The organism is Erwinia sp. 2186 (assembly GCF_057812255.1).
In genome coordinates, this window is record NZ_CM173824.1 from 1,082,643 (window position 1) to 1,104,408 (window position 21,766).

At 57.4% G+C, this 21,766-nt stretch carries 22 protein-coding genes; 16 read left to right on the forward strand and 6 right to left on the reverse strand.

Going from position 1 to position 21,766, the window contains the following annotated elements:
* Positions 1 to 92: 92 nt before the first annotated feature.
* The gene (gene queD / locus ACXKZG_RS04965; RefSeq protein ID WP_013203555.1) at positions 93 to 452 is read right to left on the reverse strand and encodes a 6-carboxytetrahydropterin synthase QueD; all 360 of its coding nucleotides are present in this window, start codon (positions 450 to 452) and stop codon (positions 93 to 95) included.
* Between the two features lie 306 nt (positions 453 to 758).
* On the opposite strand from queD, the gene cysJ reads away from it, so the two are divergent.
* Genes cysJ through cysH form a run of 3 tightly spaced genes read left to right on the forward strand, consistent with a single transcriptional unit; the run spans position 759 to position 5,024 of the window.
* Positions 759 to 2,564: an NADPH-dependent assimilatory sulfite reductase flavoprotein subunit gene (gene cysJ, locus ACXKZG_RS04970; protein WP_488875797.1), complete on the forward strand. Its 1,806-nt coding sequence runs from the start codon at positions 759 to 761 to the stop codon at positions 2,562 to 2,564.
* Entirely contained in the window at positions 2,564 to 4,279 is a 1,716-nt protein-coding gene (gene cysI, locus ACXKZG_RS04975) for an assimilatory sulfite reductase (NADPH) hemoprotein subunit (protein ID WP_013203553.1), read from the forward strand. The genes cysJ and cysI overlap by 1 nt, the downstream gene beginning before the upstream one ends.
* Before the next feature lie 13 nt (positions 4,280 to 4,292).
* Positions 4,293 to 5,024: a phosphoadenosine phosphosulfate reductase gene (cysH, locus tag ACXKZG_RS04980; RefSeq protein ID WP_013203552.1), complete on the forward strand. Its 732-nt coding sequence runs from the start codon at positions 4,293 to 4,295 to the stop codon at positions 5,022 to 5,024.
* A gap of 61 nt (positions 5,025 to 5,085) precedes the next feature.
* On the opposite strand, the gene ACXKZG_RS04985 is transcribed toward cysH, so the two are convergent.
* Positions 5,086 to 5,370, reverse strand: a complete 285-nt coding sequence (locus tag ACXKZG_RS04985) for a YciI family protein (RefSeq protein WP_013203551.1) — start codon at positions 5,368 to 5,370, stop codon at positions 5,086 to 5,088.
* 13 nt (positions 5,371 to 5,383) lie between these two features.
* The gene (locus tag ACXKZG_RS04990) at positions 5,384 to 6,403 is read right to left on the reverse strand and encodes an aminopeptidase (RefSeq protein ID WP_346595697.1); all 1,020 of its coding nucleotides are present in this window, start codon (positions 6,401 to 6,403) and stop codon (positions 5,384 to 5,386) included.
* A 255-nt stretch (positions 6,404 to 6,658) separates the two neighbouring features.
* Between ACXKZG_RS04990 and cysG the strand changes: the two genes are divergently transcribed.
* The 13 genes from cysG to rpoS all read left to right on the forward strand — a co-directional run bounded on the left by cysG (position 6,659) and on the right by rpoS (position 18,050).
* Complete coding sequence (cysG, locus tag ACXKZG_RS04995) at positions 6,659 to 8,074, forward strand: siroheme synthase CysG (RefSeq protein ID WP_134822632.1); 1,416 nt, start codon at positions 6,659 to 6,661, stop codon at positions 8,072 to 8,074.
* A gap of 9 nt (positions 8,075 to 8,083) precedes the next feature.
* A complete protein-coding gene (gene cysD / locus ACXKZG_RS05000; protein ID WP_013203548.1) occupies positions 8,084 to 8,992 on the forward strand; it encodes a sulfate adenylyltransferase subunit CysD in 909 nt (302 codons plus the stop codon).
* Between the two features lie 9 nt (positions 8,993 to 9,001).
* Entirely contained in the window at positions 9,002 to 10,429 is a 1,428-nt protein-coding gene (gene cysN / locus ACXKZG_RS05005; protein WP_013203547.1) for a sulfate adenylyltransferase subunit CysN, read from the forward strand.
* Positions 10,429 to 11,037 (forward strand): adenylyl-sulfate kinase, encoded by a 609-nt coding sequence (gene cysC, locus ACXKZG_RS05010; protein ID WP_013203546.1) that lies wholly within the window; start codon positions 10,429 to 10,431, stop codon positions 11,035 to 11,037. Before cysN ends, cysC begins: the two co-directional genes overlap by 1 nt.
* A 204-nt stretch (positions 11,038 to 11,241) precedes the next feature.
* The gene (locus ACXKZG_RS05015; RefSeq protein ID WP_013203545.1) at positions 11,242 to 11,562 is read left to right on the forward strand and encodes a DUF3561 family protein; all 321 of its coding nucleotides are present in this window, start codon (positions 11,242 to 11,244) and stop codon (positions 11,560 to 11,562) included.
* Between the two features lie 203 nt (positions 11,563 to 11,765).
* Positions 11,766 to 12,086, forward strand: coding sequence for a cell division protein FtsB (gene ftsB / locus ACXKZG_RS05020; protein ID WP_013203544.1), 321 nt, complete (start codon positions 11,766 to 11,768; stop codon positions 12,084 to 12,086).
* Between the two features lie 9 nt (positions 12,087 to 12,095).
* Positions 12,096 to 12,806, forward strand: a complete 711-nt coding sequence (gene ispD / locus ACXKZG_RS05025; RefSeq protein WP_346595946.1) for a 2-C-methyl-D-erythritol 4-phosphate cytidylyltransferase — start codon at positions 12,096 to 12,098, stop codon at positions 12,804 to 12,806.
* A complete protein-coding gene (ispF, locus tag ACXKZG_RS05030; protein WP_013203542.1) occupies positions 12,806 to 13,285 on the forward strand; it encodes a 2-C-methyl-D-erythritol 2,4-cyclodiphosphate synthase in 480 nt (159 codons plus the stop codon). Before ispD ends, ispF begins: the two co-directional genes overlap by 1 nt.
* Positions 13,285 to 14,331, forward strand: a complete 1,047-nt coding sequence (truD, locus tag ACXKZG_RS05035; protein ID WP_488875798.1) for a tRNA pseudouridine(13) synthase TruD — start codon at positions 13,285 to 13,287, stop codon at positions 14,329 to 14,331. Before ispF ends, truD begins: the two co-directional genes overlap by 1 nt.
* On the forward strand, positions 14,312 to 15,073 hold the full coding sequence (surE, locus tag ACXKZG_RS05040) for a 5'/3'-nucleotidase SurE (RefSeq protein WP_488876227.1): 762 nt from the start codon (positions 14,312 to 14,314) through the stop codon (positions 15,071 to 15,073). The genes truD and surE overlap by 20 nt, the downstream gene beginning before the upstream one ends.
* Positions 15,067 to 15,693, forward strand: a complete 627-nt coding sequence (locus tag ACXKZG_RS05045) for a protein-L-isoaspartate(D-aspartate) O-methyltransferase (protein WP_013203539.1) — start codon at positions 15,067 to 15,069, stop codon at positions 15,691 to 15,693. Before surE ends, ACXKZG_RS05045 begins: the two co-directional genes overlap by 7 nt.
* Before the next feature lie 143 nt (positions 15,694 to 15,836).
* Entirely contained in the window at positions 15,837 to 17,003 is a 1,167-nt protein-coding gene (gene nlpD, locus ACXKZG_RS05050; RefSeq protein WP_013203538.1) for a murein hydrolase activator NlpD, read from the forward strand.
* Between the two features lie 54 nt (positions 17,004 to 17,057).
* Positions 17,058 to 18,050, forward strand: coding sequence for an RNA polymerase sigma factor RpoS (rpoS, locus tag ACXKZG_RS05055; RefSeq protein ID WP_013203537.1), 993 nt, complete (start codon positions 17,058 to 17,060; stop codon positions 18,048 to 18,050).
* A 69-nt stretch (positions 18,051 to 18,119) separates the two neighbouring features.
* On the opposite strand, the gene biuH is transcribed toward rpoS, so the two are convergent.
* The 3 genes from biuH to ACXKZG_RS05070 are packed head-to-tail and all read right to left on the reverse strand — an operon-like array spanning position 18,120 to position 21,605.
* Positions 18,120 to 18,806 (reverse strand): biuret amidohydrolase, encoded by a 687-nt coding sequence (biuH, locus tag ACXKZG_RS05060; protein WP_488875799.1) that lies wholly within the window; start codon positions 18,804 to 18,806, stop codon positions 18,120 to 18,122.
* Between the two features lie 17 nt (positions 18,807 to 18,823).
* A complete protein-coding gene (locus ACXKZG_RS05065) occupies positions 18,824 to 20,125 on the reverse strand; it encodes a purine-cytosine permease family protein (protein ID WP_488875800.1) in 1,302 nt (433 codons plus the stop codon).
* 37 nt (positions 20,126 to 20,162) lie between these two features.
* Positions 20,163 to 21,605 carry an amidase gene (locus tag ACXKZG_RS05070; RefSeq protein ID WP_346567044.1) on the reverse strand — a complete coding sequence of 481 codons (1,443 nt, stop codon included), beginning with the start codon at positions 21,603 to 21,605 and terminating at the stop codon, positions 20,163 to 20,165.
* Positions 21,606 to 21,766: the final 161 nt, after the last annotated feature.

The window sequence follows — 21,766 nt, forward strand, 5'->3', positions numbered from 1 at the left end:
GAACAGCGGACAAAGAAAAGGGGAGAACCGCAAGGTTCTCCCCTTTTTCTATCCGGGGTTAATAAAGCAGAGCGTTGGCCGCAGCCGATCGCTTAACCTCTGTAGATGCAGCCCGCGGTGCAGGTCTCTTTGATGGTCACCGCGCTCAGTTCTGCGAGCTTCGGTTTCATCTGATCCCAAATCCATTTCGCCAGCACTTCGCTGGTTGGATTCTCCAGACCGGCAATCTCATTCAGGTAGTAATGATCGAGCTGGTCGTAGATCGGCTTGAAGGCCGCTTTCAGTTCGGCAAAGTCCATAATCCAGCCGGTATGCGCATCCACTTCGCCGGTAATTTCGAGCCGCACCAGGAAGGAGTGCCCGTGCAGGCGGCCACATTTGTGCCCTGCAGGAACGTTAGGCAGATGGTGAGCAGCCTCGAACATAAAATCTTTAAACAGCGTGGTAGCCATAACAGTCTCAGTAAACTTTTCTTGAAAAAACCGCCGAAGTCTACCCGAAAAAGCCTTTTTTCGCACCCGTTTCCCGGCTGTTTCTTATTCTGAGCACTATCGGTAAACGATGTCGCTTCTAACCTGTTGAATATCAGTGAGTTAATTAACCTGTTTTGCCACTATGCCTTACCCGTAAAACCGTTTAGTCATTTTGGTTATTTATTATTACCAACCCTTATTTAATGGTTATTATGCTAGTCGTTACCCTACTCTCATCTTGCTGTCTTTACGGCCCGGACCACCGATACTGGAACCTTCTACGCAATGACGACTCAGGCACCTCCAAGCTCTCTGCTTCCGCTTAACCCGGAACAACTCGCCCGTTTGCAGGCGGCCACCGGGGATTACTCCACGACTCAGCTGGCCTGGCTCTCCGGTTATTTCTGGGGCATGGTCAATCAGGCTCCCGGCACCGCCGCCGTCAGCGCACCGGCACCGGTTGAAGCCCCGGCGATTACCCTGCTTTCGGCGTCGCAAACCGGCAACGCCCGCCGTCTGGCAGAACAGCTGCGCGACGACCTGCTGGCCGCGAAACTGAACGTCAACCTGGTTAACGCCGGTGATTACAAGTTCAAGCAGATCGCCCAGGAAAAACTGCTGGTGGTGGTGACCTCGACCCAGGGTGAGGGCGAACCGCCTGAAGAAGCCGTGGCGTTACACAAGTTCCTGATGTCCAAAAAGGCGCCGAAGCTGGATAACACCGCGTTTGCCGTGTTCGGGCTGGGTGATACCTCGTATGAATTCTTTAGCCAGGCCGGGAAGGACTTCGACAGTAGACTGGCGGAGATGGGCGGTGAACGCCTGCTGGATCGTGTCGATGCCGATGTGGAATACGCCGCAGACGCCGAGCAGTGGCGCAAGCAGATTGTTACCATCCTGAAAGCCCGCGTACCGGCCGAATCACCGGCGGCAGCGGCCGCCACTGCCGCCGGCTCGGTGAACGAAGTGTTCAGCAGCCCGTACAGCAAAGAAGATCCGCTGACCGCCAGCTTCGCCGTTAATCAGAAAATTACCGGCCGGGACTCTGACAAAGATGTTCGCCACATTGAAATCGATCTGGGCGACTCGGGCCTGCGTTATCAGCCGGGCGATGCGTTAGGCGTCTGGTTTGAAAATGATGCAGCGCTGGTGCAGGAGTTGGTTGAGTTGGTGTGGCTAAAAGGCGATGAGAGCGTCACGGTCAATGACCAGACGCTGACCCTGAGTGAGGCGCTGCAAAAACATTTTGAACTGACGGTCAACACGCCGCAGATCGTTGAGCAGTACGGCACCTTGAGCCGCGACGAAACGCTGCTGGGCCTGATCAGCGAAAAGCCCAGGCTGCAGCATTACGCGCAGAACACGCCAATCGTCGACATGGTACGCGGTGCGCCGGTTGAGCTGACCGCTGAGCAGTTGATTGCGCTGCTGCGTCCGCTGACGCCGCGTCTCTACTCTATTGCTTCATCGCAGGCGGAGAACGATACCGAGGTGCATATCACCGTTGGCGCGGTCCGCTTCGACATTGATGGCCGCGCGCGTGCTGGCGGGGCGTCCAGCTTCCTGGCCGACCGTCTGGAAGAAGATGGCGACGTGCGGGTGTTTATTGAGCATAACGATAACTTCCGTTTACCGGCCAACCCGGAAACGCCGGTGATCATGATTGGCCCTGGCACCGGCATCGCCCCGTTCCGCGCCTTTATGCAGCAACGTGATGCGGACGGCGCCGCCGGCAAAAACTGGCTGTTCTTTGGCAACCCGCACTTTACCGATGACTTCCTCTACCAGGTAGAGTGGCAGCGTTACGTGAAGGATGGCCTGCTGACCAATATCGATCTGGCCTGGTCCCGTGACCAGCAGCAGAAAGTGTATGTACAGGATAAAATCCGCGCCAAAGGGGCGGAAGTGTGGGACTGGATCCAACAGGGTGCGCACATCTATGTCTGCGGTGATGCCAACCGTATGGCGAAAGATGTCGAGCAGGCTTTGCTGGAACTGGTCGCCGAGCACGGTGGCATGGACACAGAGACCGCCGACGAATTCTTAAGTGAGCTGCGCATTGAGCGCCGTTATCAGCGAGACGTTTACTAATGAGCAATGAAAAACATCCTGGCCCGCTGGTGGTTGAAGGCAAACTCACCGACGCAGAACGCCTGAAGAAAGAGAGCAACTACTTACGCGGTACCATCACCGAAGATCTGCAGAATGGTCTGACCGGCGGCTTTACCGGCGATAACTTTTTACTGATCCGTTTCCACGGCATGTATCAGCAGGATGACCGTGATATCCGTGCCGAACGTGCCGAGCAGAAGCTGGAACCGCGCCACGCGATGATGCTGCGCTGCCGCTTACCGGGCGGGATCATCACGCCTAAGCAGTGGCTGGGCATCGACAAATTTGCCGAGAACAACACCATTTATGGCAGCATCCGTCTGACCAACCGTCAGACCTTCCAGTTCCACGGCATCCTGAAGGGCAACGTCAAGCCCGCTCACCAGATGCTGAGTGAAGTGGGGCTGGATTCACTGGCTACCGCCAATGACGTCAATCGTAACGTGCTGTGCAGCTCGAACCCGGTGGAGTCCGAACTGCATCAGGAAGCCTACGAGTGGGCGAAGAAGCTCTCCGAGCATCTGCTGCCGCAGACCCGTGCCTATGCGGAAATCTGGCTGGATAAAGAGAAGGTTGCCACCACCGACAAAGAGCCGATTCTGGGCGAAACCTATCTGCCGCGTAAATTCAAAACCACCGTGGTGGTGCCACCGCACAACGACGTGGATCTGCACGCCAACGACCTGAACTTCGTGGCAATTGCCGAGAACGGCAAGCTGATCGGCTTTAACCTGTTGGTCGGCGGCGGTCTGTCTATCGATCACGGTAACAAAGCGACCTATGCCCGCACCGCCAGCGAGTTTGGCTTCCTGCCGCTGGATAAAACGCTGGCCGTTGCGGAAGCCGTGGTCACCACGCAGCGCGACTGGGGTAACCGTACCGATCGTAAAAACGCCAAAACCAAGTACACCCTTGAGCGTGTCGGCGTGGAAACCTTTAAGGCGGAAGTTGAGCGTCGTGCTGACATCACCTTTGAACCGACGCGTCCCTACGAATTCACCACCCGTGGCGATCGCATTGGCTGGGTAAAAGGTATCGATGACAAATGGCACCTGACGCTGTTTATCGAAAACGGTCGCCTGCTGGATTATCCGGGCCGTCCGCTGAAGACCGGTATTGCTGAAATCGCCAAAATTCACCAGGGCGACTTCCGTCTGACCGCTAACCAGAACCTGATTGTTGCCGGCGTGCCGGAAGCGGATAAGCCGAAAATTGAAGCGCTGGCGCGCAGTCATGGGCTGATGGAAAGCGTCACTGCCCAGCGCGAAAACTCGATGGCCTGCGTGTCGTTCCCGACCTGTCCGCTGGCGATGGCCGAAGCCGAACGCTTCCTGCCAGAATTCGTCACCCGGGTGGAAGGTCTGATGACCGCACACGGCGTGGGCGATGAGCACATCGTGCTGCGCGTAACCGGCTGTCCTAACGGCTGTGGCCGTGCGCTGCTGGCGGAAATTGGGCTGGTGGGCAAGGCGCCGGGCCGTTACAACCTGCATCTGGGCGGTAACCGCATCGGTACGCGTATCCCACGGATGTACCGTGAAAACATCACCGAAGACGAAATTTTGTCTACCCTTGATGAATTACTGGGTCGCTGGTCAACAGAACGCGAAGCCGATGAAGGCTTTGGTGATTTCACTATCCGCGCAGGCGTGGTGAAACCGGTTGTTGATCCGGCCCGCGATTTTTGGGCATGACGGAGGCGTGATAATGTCTGTACTCGATCTCTCTGAACTGAACGAATTACCGAAGGTTAAGCGCGTGATGGCGCTGGCGGAGCTGAACACCAGGCTGGAGAAACTGTCTGCCCAGGATCGCGTGCTCTGGGCGCTGGAGAATTTGCCGGGCGAAGCGGTGCTCTCTTCCAGCTTTGGCATTCAGGCGGCGGTCAGCCTGCATCTGGTCAATCAGGCGAAGCCCGGCATTCCGGTGATCCTCACCGATACCGGCTACCTGTTCCCGGAAACCTATCAGTTTATCGATCATCTGACCGACAAGCTGCAGCTCAACCTGAAAGTCTACCGTGCTGAACAGAGCGCGGCCTGGCAGGAAGCGCGTTACGGCAAGTTGTGGGAGCAGGGCGTGGAAGGCATTGAACGCTACAACGACATCAATAAAGTTGAGCCGATGAACCGCGCGATGAAAGAGCTGAAGGCCCAGACGTGGTTCGCCGGTCTGCGTCGCGATCAGTCCAGCAGCCGCGCCAATCTGCCGGTGCTGGCCATCCAGCGTGGTGTCTTTAAGCTGCTGCCAATCATCGACTGGGATAATCGTCAGGTGCATCAGTACCTGCAGGATAACGATCTGGGTTATCACCCGCTGTGGGATCAGGGCTATCTGTCGGTTGGCGATACGCACACCACCCGCAAATGGGAGCCAGGCATGGCGGAAGAAGAGACGCGCTTCTTTGGTCTGAAGCGCGAATGCGGTCTGCACGAATAACGCCGCAGAGTGAAATGAACGATCGACGCCTGATGCTGCCATCAGGCGTTTTTTTTTGCGCTTAAATCCCCACCAGCGACTGGAATTCCTCCGCGCTGCGGGTGACGTTGACCTTCGTCACTTCATACTCGGCAACGGCCTGGAAGGGATCTTCGGCGAGAATGGTGTTCAGGCGCTCACGATCGATATCCTTCACCATCAGCACGCCACCGGTGCGCGGATCTTTGCGGCCTGCGGTGATAAACACGCCGGCGTCAAAATACTTGTTCAACCACGCGACGTGCGGATCCAGCACGGCTTCCACCTCTTCCAGCGGGCGGACATAGTTCAGATAGACGATGTACATGCGGTAGCTCCTCTCAGGTTTTGGGGTTCGCCAGCTCGGTGACCAGCGGCAGCAGGATCTTAACGGTGCTTCGGGTGCGTTGCGTAATGCGTCCAGGCAGCCAGCGATCGAGGTATGCAAGATTATCCAGCGAGGCCTGATGGCGCGTGGTGCCCGCTGGGAAGTGGCGGCTGATGGCGCGTTGCTGCTGGCCATCTTTATTACCCAGCTCCCAGTTGGTGGCGCGCACGTGTAATAAAGGAATGCCGGCTTTATCGAACAGATCGTCGGTCGGCTGGTTCTTCACGGCTTTGCCATTGCTGGCCACTGCCAGTCCATGCTGGCGGGCAATGGCCAGCGCGCGGTCGCGGGTTTGTCGGGCGACGGCTTCCGGCGTATGGCTGCCGCTATCAAAGTAAAGTTTATCGCCGACAATCAGGCTGTCCAGGTTGATCACCAGCAGCGTGTTCTTCTTCTCTTCCGGCTTCAGGCGGGCGAGGTAATCCGCTTCGCCCTGATGGCCGTTCTCTTCACCGCTTAATGCCACGAAGCGCAGGCTGTAGTGCAGCGGCACCTTGCTCAGACGCTGCGCCAGCTCCAGCATTACGCCAAGACCCGAAGCATTATCGTCTGCACCCTGTAACGTCAGGCCGCCGAGGTTATGCTGGCGATCGCTGTCGCTGACCGGCATAAAGGTGTCGGCTTGGGTGACGATCACAATCTGCTGGGGCACCTTGCCTTCGCGGGCGGCAATCACCGTGGTGGCGGTGACTTTATGCGGCGTAATCTGCCCATCCTGTAAGCGATAGGGATAGCTGGCGGTGAAGTCGCGTTTGTTGCTTTCATAGCCCATGCTGCTGAACTGATGTTGCAGATAATCTGCGGTCAGCATCTCGGCGGGACTGCCGGCCATGCGGCCAGGGAAGTAGGTGGCAATGTGACGCAGTTGCTGTTCAGCAAAATGGCCCTCTGGCTGGCTCGCGGCCTGCAGAGGAAAAATAGCACCGCAACTGAGCAACACGGCAAGCGCGCGCAGGCGGAGTCGGGAAAACATGCGGGATCCTTAGTCGTCATCCTGTGACGATCTTGCGAAATATTTTTACCCGCTTAGTATGAAAGTGTGACGGCGATTGCACAATTTCAATCTCTCTGAAAACCCCTAAATATCATCCCTTAAGCACATTTTGTCGGATGCTATGCCAGATCGTTATTCCATTCGGTAACTACTCATTCCAATTAGTAATTTCATAAGCCTTAAGCCAGGGCCGTATAGTCACGCTAACTTTGTGTAATTACAGAAAAGGCTGACGTGGACTATCTTCCGATTTTTGCTGACATCCGAAACAAACCGGTGCTGATTGTAGGCGGCGGTGACGTGGCTGCGCGCAAGATTGATTTGCTGCGTCGCGCGGGTGCCCGGGTGCAAATCGCCGCTCGCACGCTGTGTGAGGAGCTGACCGCGCTGGAAAACAGTGGCGAGGTCAGCTGGATAGCCAAAGAGTATCAGAACGCGCTGCTGGACGGCGCCTATCTGGTGATCGCTGCCACTGACGACGGCGAACTGAATGCCCGCGTCTATCACGATGCCACCGAGCGTCAGATGCTGGCCAACGTGGTGGACGATCAGCCGAAGTGCTCATTTATTTTCCCCTCTATTGTCGATCGCTCCCCGCTGGTGGTGGCGATCTCGTCCAGCGGCACGGCACCGGTGCTGGCGCGGTTACTGCGTGAGAAGCTGGAAGCCCTGCTGCCTGCCAACCTTGGTCAGATGGCGGAGCTTGCCGGTCAGTGGCGGACGAAAGTGAAGCAGCGGCTCGGCAAAATGTCCGAGCGTCGTCGCTACTGGGAAGCGGCCTTTAACGGCCTGTTTGCCAGCCAGGTGGCCTCCGGCAATATCGAGGGCGCGAAGCGCACGCTGGACCAACAGCTTGACGATCCCGATGCTGGCGAAGGCGAAATCATTCTGGTCGGTGCCGGTCCGGGCGATCCGGGTTTGCTGACCCTGCGCGGCTTGCAGGTGATGCAGCAGGCTGACGTGGTGCTGTATGACCATCTGGTCAGCGATGAAATTCTCGATTTGGTGCGCCGTGACGCCGACCGTATCTGCGTGGGCAAGCGTGCCAATGCGCACAGCATTCCGCAGGAAGAGACCAACCGCATGCTGGTGTCGCTGGCGAAACAGGGCAAGCGCGTGGTGCGCCTCAAAGGCGGTGACCCGTTTATCTTTGGCCGCGGCGGCGAAGAGCTGCAGGCGGCGGTTGAAGCCGGCATTCCTTTCCAGGTTGTGCCCGGCGTGACCGCTGCGGCGGGTGCGACCGCCTATGCTGGCATCCCGCTGACCCACCGCGACTACGCGCAGAGCGCCACCTTTATTACCGGTCATTGCCGCGCCGATGGCGAAGGGCTCGACTGGGCATCCCTGGCGGTCTCGCGTCAGACCCTGGCAATTTATATGGGCACCATGAAGGCGGGGGAAATCTCCTCGCAGCTGATTGCCCATGGCCGTGACGCACAGACGCCGGTGGCCGTGATCGGCCGCGGGACGCGTCAGGATCAGCAGGTGCTGACCGGCACGCTGGAAGAATTAGAAGCATTAGCGCAACGCGCACCGACGCCGGCATTACTGGTGGTAGGCGAAGTGGTTCACCTGCATCAGCAACTGGCATGGTTTCAACATTCAGCGCAGCAGGCCGGACGTGAGTCCGCCGTTGTGAATTTGGCTTGAGGAAAGGTTATGGATCAAAAACGACTGACTCACCTGCGTCAACTGGAAGCGGAAAGTATTCATATTATCCGTGAAGTGGCAGCAGAGTTTGGCAACCCGGTGATGATGTACTCCATCGGCAAGGACTCCTCTGTGATGCTGCACCTGGCGCGCAAGGCATTCTATCCGGGCACGCTGCCGTTCCCGTTACTGCACGTGGATACCGGCTGGAAATTCCGTGAAATGTACGAGTTCCGCGACCGCACGGTGAAAAACATCGGTGCCGAGCTGCTGGTACACAAAAACCCGGAAGGCGTGGCGATGGGCATCAATCCCTTCGTTCACGGCAGTGCCAAGCACACCGACATCATGAAGACCGAAGGCCTGAAGCAGGCGCTGAACAAGTACGGCTTTGATGCCGCGTTCGGCGGTGCCCGTCGTGATGAAGAAAAATCCCGTGCGAAAGAGCGTATCTACTCGTTCCGCGACCGTTTCCACCGCTGGGACCCGAAAAATCAGCGTCCTGAGCTGTGGCACAACTACAACGGCCAGATCAATAAAGGCGAAAGCATCCGCGTCTTCCCGCTCTCCAACTGGACCGAGCTGGATATCTGGCAGTACATCTTCCTGGAAAACATCGACATCGTGCCATTGTACCTGGCCGCACCGCGTCCGGTGCTGGAGCGCGATGGCATGTTAATGATGATCGATGACGACCGTATCGATCTGCAACCTGGCGAAGTGATTGAGCAGCGCATGGTCCGATTCCGTACCCTCGGCTGCTGGCCGCTGACCGGCGCGGTGGAATCCGAGGCGCAAACGCTGCCGGAGATCATTGAAGAGATGCTGGTTTCCACCACCAGTGAACGTCAGGGCCGCATGATCGACCGCGACCAGTCCGGCTCGATGGAGCTGAAAAAACGCCAGGGTTATTTCTAAGGAGCCGAGATGAATACCGTCATTGCACAACAAATTGCCGACCAGGGCGGCGTGGAAGCCTGGCTGCACGCCCAGCAACATAAAAGCCTGCTGCGTTTTCTGACCTGCGGCAGCGTCGACGATGGCAAGAGCACGCTGATTGGTCGCCTGCTCCATGACACCCGTCAGATTTATGAAGATCAGCTCTCTTCACTGCATAACGACAGCAAGCGTCACGGCACTCAGGGCGAGAAACTGGATCTGGCGCTGCTGGTGGATGGCCTGCAGGCCGAGCGCGAGCAGGGCATTACCATTGATGTCGCCTACCGCTATTTCTCCACCGAGAAGCGTAAGTTCATCATTGCCGACACGCCAGGACACGAGCAGTACACCCGCAACATGGCCACCGGCGCATCCACCTGCGACCTGGCGATCCTGCTGATCGATGCGCGTAAAGGCGTGCTGGATCAGACGCGTCGACACAGCTTTATCTCCACGCTGCTGGGCATCAAGCACCTGATCGTGGCGATCAACAAAATGGATCTGGTTGAGTACAGCGAAGCGACCTTCGAGCAGATCAAACAGGATTACCTCGACTTTGCCGGCCAGTTGCCCGCCGATCTCGATATCCGCTTTGTGCCGTTGTCGGCGCTGGAAGGCGAGAACGTGGCCTCCCCAAGCGAAGCGATGAGCTGGTACACCGGCCCAACGCTGCTGGACGTGCTGGAAACTGTCGAGGTGCAGCGCGTGGTTGAGCAGCAGCCGATGCGTTTCCCGGTGCAGTACGTTAACCGTCCGAACCTGGATTTCCGCGGTTACGCCGGCACGCTGGCATCCGGCACCGTGACCGTCGGACAGCGCGTCAAGGTGCTGCCATCGGGCGTTGAATCGTCGATTGCCCGCATCGTGACCTTTGACGGCGATCTGCAGGAAGCGCAGGCCGGTGAAGCGATCACCCTGGTGCTGAAAGACGAAATCGATATCAGCCGCGGTGATTTGCTGGTGGCGGCCGATGCCACGCTGAAGCCAGTGCAGGCCGCGTCGGTTGACGTGGTATGGATGGCGGAACAGCCGCTGGTGCCAGGCCAGAGCTTTGACATTAAAATCGCCGGCAAGAAAACTCGCGCCCGTGTTGAGAAGATTGAACATCAGGTTGAGATCAACAGCCTGGCGAAACATGATGCGGAAAGCCTGCCGCTGAACGGTATCGGTCTGGTCGATCTGACCTTTGATGAGCCGATGGTGCTGGATCAGTATCAGCAGAACCCGGTGACCGGTGGCATGATCATTATCGATCGCCTGAGCAACGTCACCGTCGGCGCCGGGATGATCCGTCAGCCGCTGGAAGACGTGGTGCAGAATCCGGGCAACTTTAGCGCTTTCGAGCTGGAGCTGAACGAACTGGTTCGCCGTCACTTCCCACACTGGGGCGCACGCGATCTGTTGGGCGGCAAATAATGGCCGCAGAACACGATGAGAACGTCATCTGGCATTCGCACTTTGTCACGCGGGAAGATCGTGAGCAGCAGCATGGCCATCAGGGCGTGCTGTTGTGGTTTACCGGCCTTTCGGGGTCGGGTAAATCCACGGTGGCCGGTGCAGTGGAGCAAGCGCTGCAACAGGTGGGTGTCAGCACCTACCTGCTTGATGGCGATAATGTCCGTCACGGTTTGTGCCGCGATCTGGGCTTCAGTGATGATGACCGCAAAGAGAACATCCGTCGGGTCGGTGAAGTGGCCAAACTGATGGTCGATGCCGGATTGGTGGTGCTCAGCGCGTTTATCTCTCCGCATCGTGAAGAACGTCAGATGGTGCGGGAGTTGCTGGGAGAAGGGCGCTTTATCGAGGTGTTTGTGGATACGCCGCTGGCGATCTGCGAAGCCCGCGATCCGAAAGGACTCTACAAGAAAGCCCGTGCCGGAGAGTTGCGTAACTTCACCGGTATCGATGGCGTGTACGAAGCGCCTGAACAGGCGGAAATCCATCTCGACGGTGAACAGGCCGTTGCCCATCTGCTGACGCAAACGCTGGATGTCCTCCGCCAGCGTGGTGTGATTGCCGGTTAATATTGCCCTCAAAAATAGCCACAGAAGCGCGCTGGAAAGACCCGGGCGCTTCTTACTGCTGCGTAGGAAAAACCGCGAACAATTGGTAACAATATTGCGGGTTCAAGTGTTAGATCTCCCGCGTTGTCGCGATATCATCACCCCCTGAGATAGCCCCGGCAAAACGCCTCAGAGCGTGCTGTATTTCGCGTCAACAGGATACTTATGCATAACGTTACGCCCATGCTCGCCCGCAAAGACGATCGGGATCAGGAAGACCCTTCCTGGTCATTTCCCGGTGGTGTGGTTGGCTTTGCCTCATACTGGCTCGCGCTGGCGATCCCCTTTGTGATGTATGGGGCAAACACGCTGTTTTTCTTTCTTTATACCTGGCCGTTTTTCCTGGCGCTGCTGCCGGTTTCGGTGTTGGTCGGCATTGTCGCCAACGTGCTGCTGCGGGGCCAGTTGATTTGGACCATTTTGCTGACCGCTGTGGTGGTGGTCTGTCTGTTCTGGCTGCTGTTTACGCTACTGACCGGATGGTAGCCGGTCTCTTTGTTGGATCTTTCGCCAGCCCGGCTGGCAGGATTTGATGTCAGAATTCCCACTGCGGTTACAAAACTTTGCTCGCAAAACCTGATTTCAGGGCGGGGAACGCTCACCGATCCACCAATCGACGGTTAAATCACTGTGAAAGTGGAGTCGGATGTAAAGTTATGGGATGATTGAGCCGTTTTCAGGGGGCGGGGATGGGAAAACTTACTCTGCTGTTACTTGTGCTACTGGGCTGGTTACAATATTCGCTCTGGTTAGGCAAGAACGGCATACATGATTTTACGCGTGTTAAAGACGATGTTGCGGTGCAACAAGGCGGCAACGCGAAGCTAAAAGCGCGAAACGATCAGTTGTTTGCAGAAATCGACGACCTTAACGGCGGTTCTGAAGCAATTGAGGAACGCGCACGTAACGAGCTGGGGATGATTAAACCCGGTGAGACTTTCTATCGCCTTGTGCCGGATCAAAATAAACGAAACGCGCAGCAGGGTGCTTCTAACAGTCAGCAACGATAACTCATGAACATCGCAGGGTCCTTTCCGGACATCATCGCTGTGGTTCCCGCTGCCGGGATCGGCAGCCGGATGCAGGCAGAGTGCCCCAAACAATACCTTTCAATCGGTGGCAAAACGCTGCTGGAACATGCGCTTAACAGCTTGCTGGCGCATCCAGCCATCAGCCGTATTATTGTCGCCATCAGTCCTGATGACCCCTTCTTTCCTGCGCTGCCAATGGCCAGCGATCCGCGTATCACTGTGGTGAACGGCGGCAAAGAGCGTGCGGATTCCGTGCTGGCAGGCCTGCAGGCGGCGTCTGCCTCGCGCTGGGTGTTGGTTCATGACGCTGCGCGTCCCTGTCTGCATCTTGATGACCTCACGCGGTTACTGGCGATCACCGCGACCAGTCGCGTGGGCGGCATTCTTGCGGCCCCGGTGCGTGACACAATGAAGCGGGCCGAAGCGGGGAAACAGGCGATAGCGCATACTGTCGATCGCGAAGCCTTATGGCATGCGCTGACGCCGCAGCTGTTCCCGCTGGAACTGCTGCGCACCTGTCTTGAACGGGCGTTAAGGGAAGGGGCGACGATCACCGACGAGGCATCGGCTCTGGAGTATTGTGGCTATCATCCTGAACTGGTGATCGGCCGCAGCGACAACATTAAGGTAACGCGGCCGGAAGATTTGGCGCTGGCGGCGTTTTACCTGACTCAATCACAGAATAAGGAGAGCGCATAATGCGTATCGGCCACGGTTTTGATGTTCACGCATTTGGCGGCGAAGGCCCGCTGATTATTGGCGGCGTGCGAATTCCTTATGAAAAAGGGTTACTGGCACATTCCGACGGTGACGTGGCGCTGCATGCGCTGACCGATGCGTTGCTGGGTGCCGCCGCGCTGGGCGATATTGGCAAGCTGTTCCCGGACACGGATGCCGCCTATAAAGGCGCGGACAGCCGCGAACTGCTGCGTGAAGCCTGGCGTCAGATCCAGAAAAAAGGCTACCGCTTAGGCAACGTTGACGTCACGATCATCGCACAGGCGCCGAAAATGTTGCCCCATGTGCCGCAGATGCGCATCAACATCGCGGAAGATCTGGGTATCCATATGGATGACGTTAACGTCAAAGCCACCACCACCGAGAAGCTGGGCTTTACCGGTCGTGGCGAAGGCATTGCCTGTGAAGCGGTTGCACTGATCTTTAAGGCGGATGCGTAATGGCCGATGAGCTGAGCTGGCTGCACGGCAAGCCCACGGCCACCGGCGTGCTGAAAGCCAACCCGGAAGATTTTATCGTCATCGAAGACCTCGGCTATGGCCCGGACGGCGATGGCGAGCAGGTGCTGGTGCGCATTCGCAAAACCGGCTGTAACACCCGATTTGTCGCGGAAGCGCTGGCGAAGTTTGCCGGTATTCATCCGCGTGACGTCAGCTTTGCCGGCATGAAAGATCGCCATGCGGTCACCGAGCAGTGGATTTGCCTGCGCATTCCCGGCAAAGAGACGCCAGATTTTTCTGCTTTTCAGCTGCCAGGCTGCGAGGTACTGGAAAGTGCACGCCATCGACGTAAACTGCGTACGGGGGCGCTGCAGGGCAATGCCTTTACCCTTATTTTGCGTCAGATTTCCGATCGTGATGCGGTTGAGCAGCGCTTGCAGCAGATTGCCGCCGCCGGTGTGCCAAACTATTTTGGCGTGCAGCGCTTTGGTCATGATGGCAATAACCTGCTGATGGCGCGCCGCTGGGCAGCCAACGAGATCCGGGTGAAGGAGCGTAACAAGCGCAGCTTCCTGTTTTCTGCCGCCCGTAGCGCGATGTTCAACCAGGTGGCGAGCGACCGGTTAGCGCAGCAAGGCTCGCTGACCACCGTGATGGCTGGCGATGCGCTCCAGCTGACCGGACGGGGCAGCTGGTTCGTGGCGGAAGAGGCGGAACTGGAAACGTTGCAGGCGCGCGTCGATAACGACGAACTGCGCGTGACCGCACCGCTTCCCGGCAGCGGCGCCTGGGGAACCTTGCAGGATGCGCTGGACTTTGAGCAACGAAGCCTGGCGACTGAGACAGAATTGATTACACTGCTTGAGCGTGAGAAAGTCGATGCGGCCCGTCGTGCGGTGCTGGTGAAACCGCGCGATCTGCGCTGGGACTGGCAGGATAACGTGACCGTTGAGCTGACTTTCTGGCTGCCTGCGGGCAGTTTTGCCACCACACTGGTGCGTGAAGTTCTTCTACAAGAAGGTGATGATGCGAATATTGCTGAGTAACGATGACGGTATTCATGCGCCTGGCATTCAGACGCTGGCTGCGGCCTTGCGTGAGTTTGCTGAGGTGCAGTTGGTGGCGCCTGACCGCAACCGCAGCGGCGCCTCCAATTCGCTGTCACTGGAAACGCCGTTACGCACCTTCACCTATCCCAACGGCGATATCGCGGTGCAAATGGGCACGCCAACAGACTGCGTCTATCTGGGTGTGAACTCGCTGATGCAGCCGAAGCCGGATATCGTGGTGTCCGGCATCAACGCCGGCCCGAACCTCGGGGATGATGTGATTTATTCCGGGACGGTAGCGGCGGCGATGGAAGGGCGTCATCTTGGACTGCCTGCGCTGGCGGTGTCGCTGGATGGGCATCAGCATTACGACACGGCAGCGGCGGTAACCTGTTCTATACTGCGTGCGTTGCTGCGCGAACCGTTACGCACCGGTCGCATTCTGAACATCAACGTGCCGGATGTACCGTTGTCAGAGATCAAGGGCATTCGCGTCACCCGTTGTGGTAGCCGCCATCCAAGCGATCAGGTTATCCCGCAGCAGGATCCGCGCGGCAATATGATGTACTGGATTGGGCCGCCGGGACAAAAGCTGGATGCAGGCCCGGATACCGATTTTGCCGCAGTTGACCAGGGCTATGTCTCCGTCACCGCGCTGCACGTCGATTTAACCGCGCATGCCGCGCAGGATGTGGTGGCGTCGTGGTTGTCCAGCGTTGAGGTCAGTCGCGAATGGTGAGTCGCCGCATTGATACGCTACTGGCACAGTTGCGCCAGCAGGGCATTGACGATGAACGGTTGCTGAAAGCGATTGAAGATGTACCGCGTGAGCGTTTTGTGGACGAGGCGTTTGAGCACAAGGCGTGGGAGAATATGGCGTTGCCGATTGGCTCCGGCCAGACCATTTCCCAGCCGTATATGGTGGCGAAAATGACCGCGCTGCTGGAGCTGACGCCAGAATCACGCGTGTTAGAAATTGGTACCGGATCGGGTTATCAGACTGCGATCCTGGCACACCTGGTCGAACACGTTTACTCCGTCGAGCGGATTAAGGGCTTGCAGTGGCAGGCCAAGCGACGGTTAAAACAGCTTGATTTACATAATGTTTCTACCCGGCACGGCGACGGCTGGCAGGGCTGGCCGTCTCGCGGGCCGTTTGATGCCATCATCGTCACCGCCGCGCCGCCAGAAATTCCTGTCGAGCTAATGTCGCAGTTGGACGAAGGCGGGATCCTGGTGTTGCCGGTGGGTGAAGAGCATCAGGAACTGAAGCGCATCCGCCGTAAGGGCGGTGAGTTTATCGTCGATATCGTTGAGCCAGTGCGTTTTGTGCCGCTGGTAAAAGGCGACTTAGCCTGACGGATCGTTAGCAATTGCACACATCTGTAAATGGCACCGGGTCTGTGATGTTGTTACTATCTGCTTAATTTCACTCTTTATTACTGTATGCGGGCCAGGTGCGTCGCGGCAGTAGTCACAGTTTTGCCTTCAGGGGGATATAAATGAGCACGGGAAGCCCAATGTTTAAGTTGCGCCGGATTGCGGCCGTTTCACTTGTTGGTTTTTGGTTAGCTGGCTGTTCCAGCGATAACTCCACACAAGCCCCTATCAGTTCTGTCGGCAGTGGCGGCGGCTCTGGCGGTATGTTGAGCGGTGGCTCCAACGCCAGCAGCGGCAGCGGTAACAGCAACAGCGGAGTGCTCAGCAACGCCAATAGCGGCAATGGCGGCTACACCGCGCCACCGGCCTCTATTTCGGCCAACTCCTCCAATGTGGTGAGCGCGCCACAGAACATTTCCAGCAGCAATGCTGCACCACAAGAGAACGTGGTGACCGAGAATGGCCATATTGTCTACAACCGTTCTTATGGGAATATTCCTAAAGGTAGCTACGGCGGACAGACCTATACGGTGAAAAGGGGCGATACGCTGTTCTATATTGCCTGGATCACCGGCAATGATTTCCGTGATTTAGCCCAACGAAATAACGTTGCCGCGCCTTATGCGCTCAATGTTGGCCAGCAGTTGCAGGTTAGTAACGGCTCCGGTGGAACCTTAACCGGTGGTAATGCGGTGACCGCAGCGGATGCCTCTGCGGGCGGTGTCGCTGTCCAGCCTTCTGCGCCACAAAACCAGGGCGGGGCTGTTGCACACCAGCCTGTTATTACGTATTCTGAGGATTCAGGTAAACCAAGTGAAGGCAAAATGTTGCCATCATCCGGCACAACGACTGTTGCAACGACAACAGCGCCGGTTACCGCTCCGACCGTCAGTAGCACAACCAACAGCAGCACCCCAGTGGGAAGCTGGCGTTGGCCGACCGACGGTAAGATCATCGATAACTTCTCTGCTTCCGAAGGAGGCAATAAAGGTATTGATATCGCGGGCTCGCGAGGACAACCCGTCATTTCAACCGCCTCAGGGCGCGTTGTGTATGCCGGTAACGCCCTTCGCGGTTACGGTAACTTGATTATCATCAAACATAATGATGACTACCTGAGTGCATACGCCCATAACGACACTATGCTGGTCCGTGAACAACAAGAAGTTAAAGCGGGTCAAAAGATCGCCACCATGGGTAGTACCGGCACGAGTTCGGTCAGATTGCATTTTGAAATTCGTTACAAGGGGAAATCCGTAAACCCGCTGCGTTATTTACCGCAGCGATAGTCCGGCAGAACACCAACTGGTGCTTTGCTTTGGGATCACGGGTAGGAGCCGAAAATGAGCCAGAATACGCTGAAAGTTAAAGATCTAAATGAAGATGCGGAATTCGACGAAAACGGAGCTGAGGTTTTTGATGAGAAGGCTCTCGTCGGAAATGAACCTGCTGATAACGAAATAGCTGAAGATGAGCTGTTGTCACAAGGTGCTACGCAACGAGTATTGGACGCGACGCAGCTCTATCTGGGAGAGATTGGTTATTCTCCTCTGCTAACGGCTGAAGAAGAAGTTTTCTTCGCTCGTCGCGCATTACGTGGTGATGTTCCGTCTCGTCGCCGCATGATCGAAAGCAACCTGCGTTTGGTAGTGAAGATTGCCCGCCGTTACAGCAATCGTGGTCTGGCTTTGCTGGATCTGATTGAAGAAGGTAACCTGGGGTTAATCCGCGCGGTAGAGAAATTTGACCCTGAAAGAGGGTTCCGCTTCTCTACTTACGCTACCTGGTGGATTCGCCAGACGATTGAACGGGCTATCATGAACCAAACCCGTACCATTCGTTTGCCTATTCATATCGTTAAAGAGCTGAACGTCTATCTGCGCACCGCGCGTGAACTGACCCACAAGTTAGATCATGAGCCGAGTGCAGAAGAAATTGCCGAACAGCTTGATAAACCCGTTGAAGATGTCAGCCGTATGCTGCGCCTCAACGAACGCATTACATCAGTCGACACGCCACTAGGCGGTGATTCTGAGAAAGCGCTGCTGGATATCCTGGCCGACGAGAAAGACAACGGTCCGGAAGATACCACCCAGGACGATGACATGAAGCAGAGCATCGTCAAATGGCTGTTCGAACTGAACGCCAAGCAGCGTGAAGTGTTAGCGCGTCGTTTCGGCCTGTTAGGTTATGAAGCGGCCACGTTAGAAGATGTGGGTCGCGAAATTGGTCTGACCCGTGAACGTGTCCGTCAGATTCAGGTTGAAGGTCTGCGTCGTCTGCGTGAAATTCTGCAGGCTCAGGGTCTGAGTATCGAAGCCCTGTTCCGCGAATAATCGTGGGCACTTACCGATGTTAATGCGAAAAGCGGTGGCGAGAGCCACCGCTTTTTTATTGCCTGTCGTTTACTGACTCAACGCCTTCAGCACTTCGCTGGACGCGGCGACCGCCCCGAACACGCCTCCCTGCATTTTCACCATTTCAAGCGCCGCCGCATGATTTGCCGGATCGGTTGCGGCACAGCAATCGGCAACCAGTAAGCATTCAAACCCGCGATCGTTCGCTTCACGCATCGTAGTATGTACGCAAACATCGGTGGTGATACCGGTGAGCAGCAGATTTCGGATCCCGCGCGTATGCAGGATCAGCTCCAGATCGGTGGCGTAAAACGATCCTTTCCCCGGCTTGTCGATCACCACTTCCCCAGCGGCCGGCTCCAGTTCGGGAATGATTTCCCAGCCGGGCTCACCGCGCACCAGTATTTTCCCGCACGGGCCGGGATCGCCGATCCCGGCGCCTTTTTGCCGCGATCGCCAGCGCTTATTGGCCGGCAGATCGGCCAGATCGGGCCGGTGTCCCTCGCGGGTATGAATGATGGTAAAGCCCTGCGCCCGCATCACCGCCAGCAGCGCGCTGATGGGTTTTACCGGCGCGCGGGTTAAGCCAATGTCGTAACCCATCTTATCGACATATCCGCCTGCTCCGCAGAAGTCCGTCTGCATATCAATAATCACTAATGCGGTGTCTTGCGGCGAAAGCTGGCCGTCATACGGCCAGTGGTAAGGTGCGGCCTGAATATAAAAATCCTGCATGCTGACTCTCCCCAGGCTTATGCCGTGGCCCATTTTTTCGCCGATCGTGACTGCACGATGCCGTAAGCCACCCCGCCGGCAACCATGCCAATCAGGGCTTCACCGGCATCCGGGAACCAGACGTGCGCGATGCTGGCGCAGACGGTGCCGAACGCCCAGCAGGCAAACGCGCTGGTGCGGTAAGTTGTTTCCGGGCGAGAACTGGCGATATGGCCCATAAACAGCAGGTCGACAATCATCACCGCGCCAATCGGCGGTACGGCGACACCCAACAGGCTCAGCCAGGTCAGGAAATAGCTCCACACGCCAATCACCGCCAGCAGTCCGCCAATCACACCGAGGATCACCGTCCACAGACGCATTTTGCTTTTAAACAGATGGCCATAACCGACCGCGCCGTTGTACAGGCAGTGGGTGCAGACCGAGCCGAGGTTGATAAAGACGAACAGCAGCGCCAGCATGTCCAGCACCGGATTGTGACCGGTAAGCAGATGCAGGAAATCGCCGCCGTTTTGTGCCGGATTGATGCCCGCACCGGCAGACACAATCACCACGCCCGAAAGCAGCGAAACAACGTTAGCCAGCGGGAACGCGGAGAAGGTGGCGACCACCGCCGATTTGCCGTTCTTTGACCAGCGGGTGAAGTCGGCGGTCATGGTGCCCGAATCCGCAAATCCGGCGATCACCATGGTCATCGCGATGCCCATGCTGATGCCGCTGGCGGAACCTTTATAGCTGCTGATCTGGCTGATGTCGGTATGCTGGGCGACAAAGTACAGCGCCACCAGGCCGAGGATGACAAACATCGGCGCAGCAATCATGCCAATCACCGACAGCGCGCGCACGCCAAGGAAGGTGACGCCGGTATACAGCACCGTCGCCAGCACGATCACCCACGAGGTATTCCAGCCAAAGGTGGCGTTAACGATGGTGCCGGTCAGTCCGGTCTGGAAGGCGTACCAGCCAATCACCACGGTCGACAGAAACGCCGAGGTAATGATGTAGCCACGGCTGCCGAAGGTCTTGCGGGCCTGCATGGCAAAGTTCAGTCCGGTATTGCCCGCCAGATAGCTGAGCGCACCGACATAGGCGAACAGCACCAGGTTGCCGGCCAGAATAGCGATAATTGAATGCCAGAAGCCGAGGTTGTACGCCATGATCCCGCCAAAAACGGCATTGGTCAGGATCATCGGGAAACCAAACCACACCGCAGAAACCGAACGGGTGGTATGGCGATGGGAAAGCGGTACGGCCGCGTTTTCAAACTCCTGCTCTAATCCTGACGTGCTCTCATGCGACTGCGATGTTTTCTGGCTCATAGTGGTGTGATCCCCGGTAAATAGCAGTAGGCGTTAATCAGCGGGTCAGCATCGGCGGTAACCGATGTTGCCAGCCGCAAACTTTCTCAAATGCCGCACTGGCACGCAGCACCAGCGCATCGTCAAGGTGACGACCAACAATCTGTAAACCGACCGGCAACCCGTCGGCGGTAAAGCCAGCCGGCACCGAGGCGGCCGGTTGTCCGGTAAGGTTGATCGGGAAGACAAAGGCCAGCCACTCGGCAGGCGTCACGCTACGGCCATCTATCATCGCCGGGCTTTCGATATCGATTGGGAAGGGCGGTGTTGCCAGCGTCGGGGTCAGCAACAAATCGTAGCCCTGCATAAAGCGCCACATTTTGTTGACCACCTCTTTGCGCTTCATATTGGCATCGGTGAACATCTCGGCGGTCCAGTTGGTGTTCAGCATTGCCACCAGATGGGGCGACATGCGATCGCCATAGCTTTCCATCAGTTTACGCATGCCGGTCAGATCGGTTTCCTGTGCGACCAGCGCAGCGAAGGTCTCTTTCGGATCGCTGAAGCCGGGATGCGCCTCGACCACAATGCAGCCCAGCTCCCGCTCGAAGACCCTGACCGCTTTCGCCACCACCTCGCGGACCTGTGGGTCGACCGCGGCATAGCCCCAGTCAGCGCTGAAGGCAATGCGCAGCCCTTTCAGGCTGCCCTTGGGGGCGTTGAGCCAGTCAATGTCGCTGGTGGGGATCGAGTGGCGGTCGCGGGGATCGGGCCCGGCGATCACCGAAAGCATTAACGCGGCATCCGCCACGGTGCGGGTCATCGGGCCGATATGCTCCAGCGATTCCCAGCTGGAGAGTCCGGGATAGCGTTCATCGCGGCAGCCGGGATACAACGGGACGCGGCCCATCGACGCTTTCATGCCAAACAGGCCGCTGTGGGCGGAGGGAATGCGCACGGAACCGCCGCCATCGCTCCCCAGCGCCAGCGGGCACATTCTTGCCGCCAGCGCCGCAGCCGAACCGGCACTGGAGCCGCCAGGGGTTAAGTCGGTATTCCACGGATTGCGGGTGGTCGGAAACACCGGGTTGTGGCCGGTGCCGCTGTAGCCAAACTCCGGCGCGTTGGTTTTGCCGAGGATGATGGCGCCGGCCGCCTTCAGGCGTTCAACGGTGATGTCGTCTTCATCGGGGATAAAGTTTTCGTAGATCCAAGAGCCGGACACCGTTTTGATCCCGGCGGTGCTGATCAGATCTTTAATCGCCACCGGCACGCCAGCCAACGGGCCGACCTTTTCACCGCGCAGGATCTTTTGTTCGATCGCTCTGGCCTGCGCCATCGCCAGATCGGGCGTCGGCGTGCAAAAGGCATGCAGCTCGGGTTCGAGGAGATCCATTCGAGCCAGCGAGGCGGTCACCACCTCAACCGGAGAAAGCGACTTATCGCGGATGTGTGCCGCCAGCGTGATGGCGTCAAGATTCAAGATATCCTGTTGGTTCAACGGTGTCCCCTGTGCCCCTGAAGAGCTGATGATTGCTAGCTGGAGGATAGCAATGCATATTGCAGGCCAGATTTGTGATGGCACTAAAAATAAGCGTAAGACGCGGGTCTAACATCTTGTATACAGGCCGGTATTCGTGAGGGGTTGATGGGCGGGAGGTT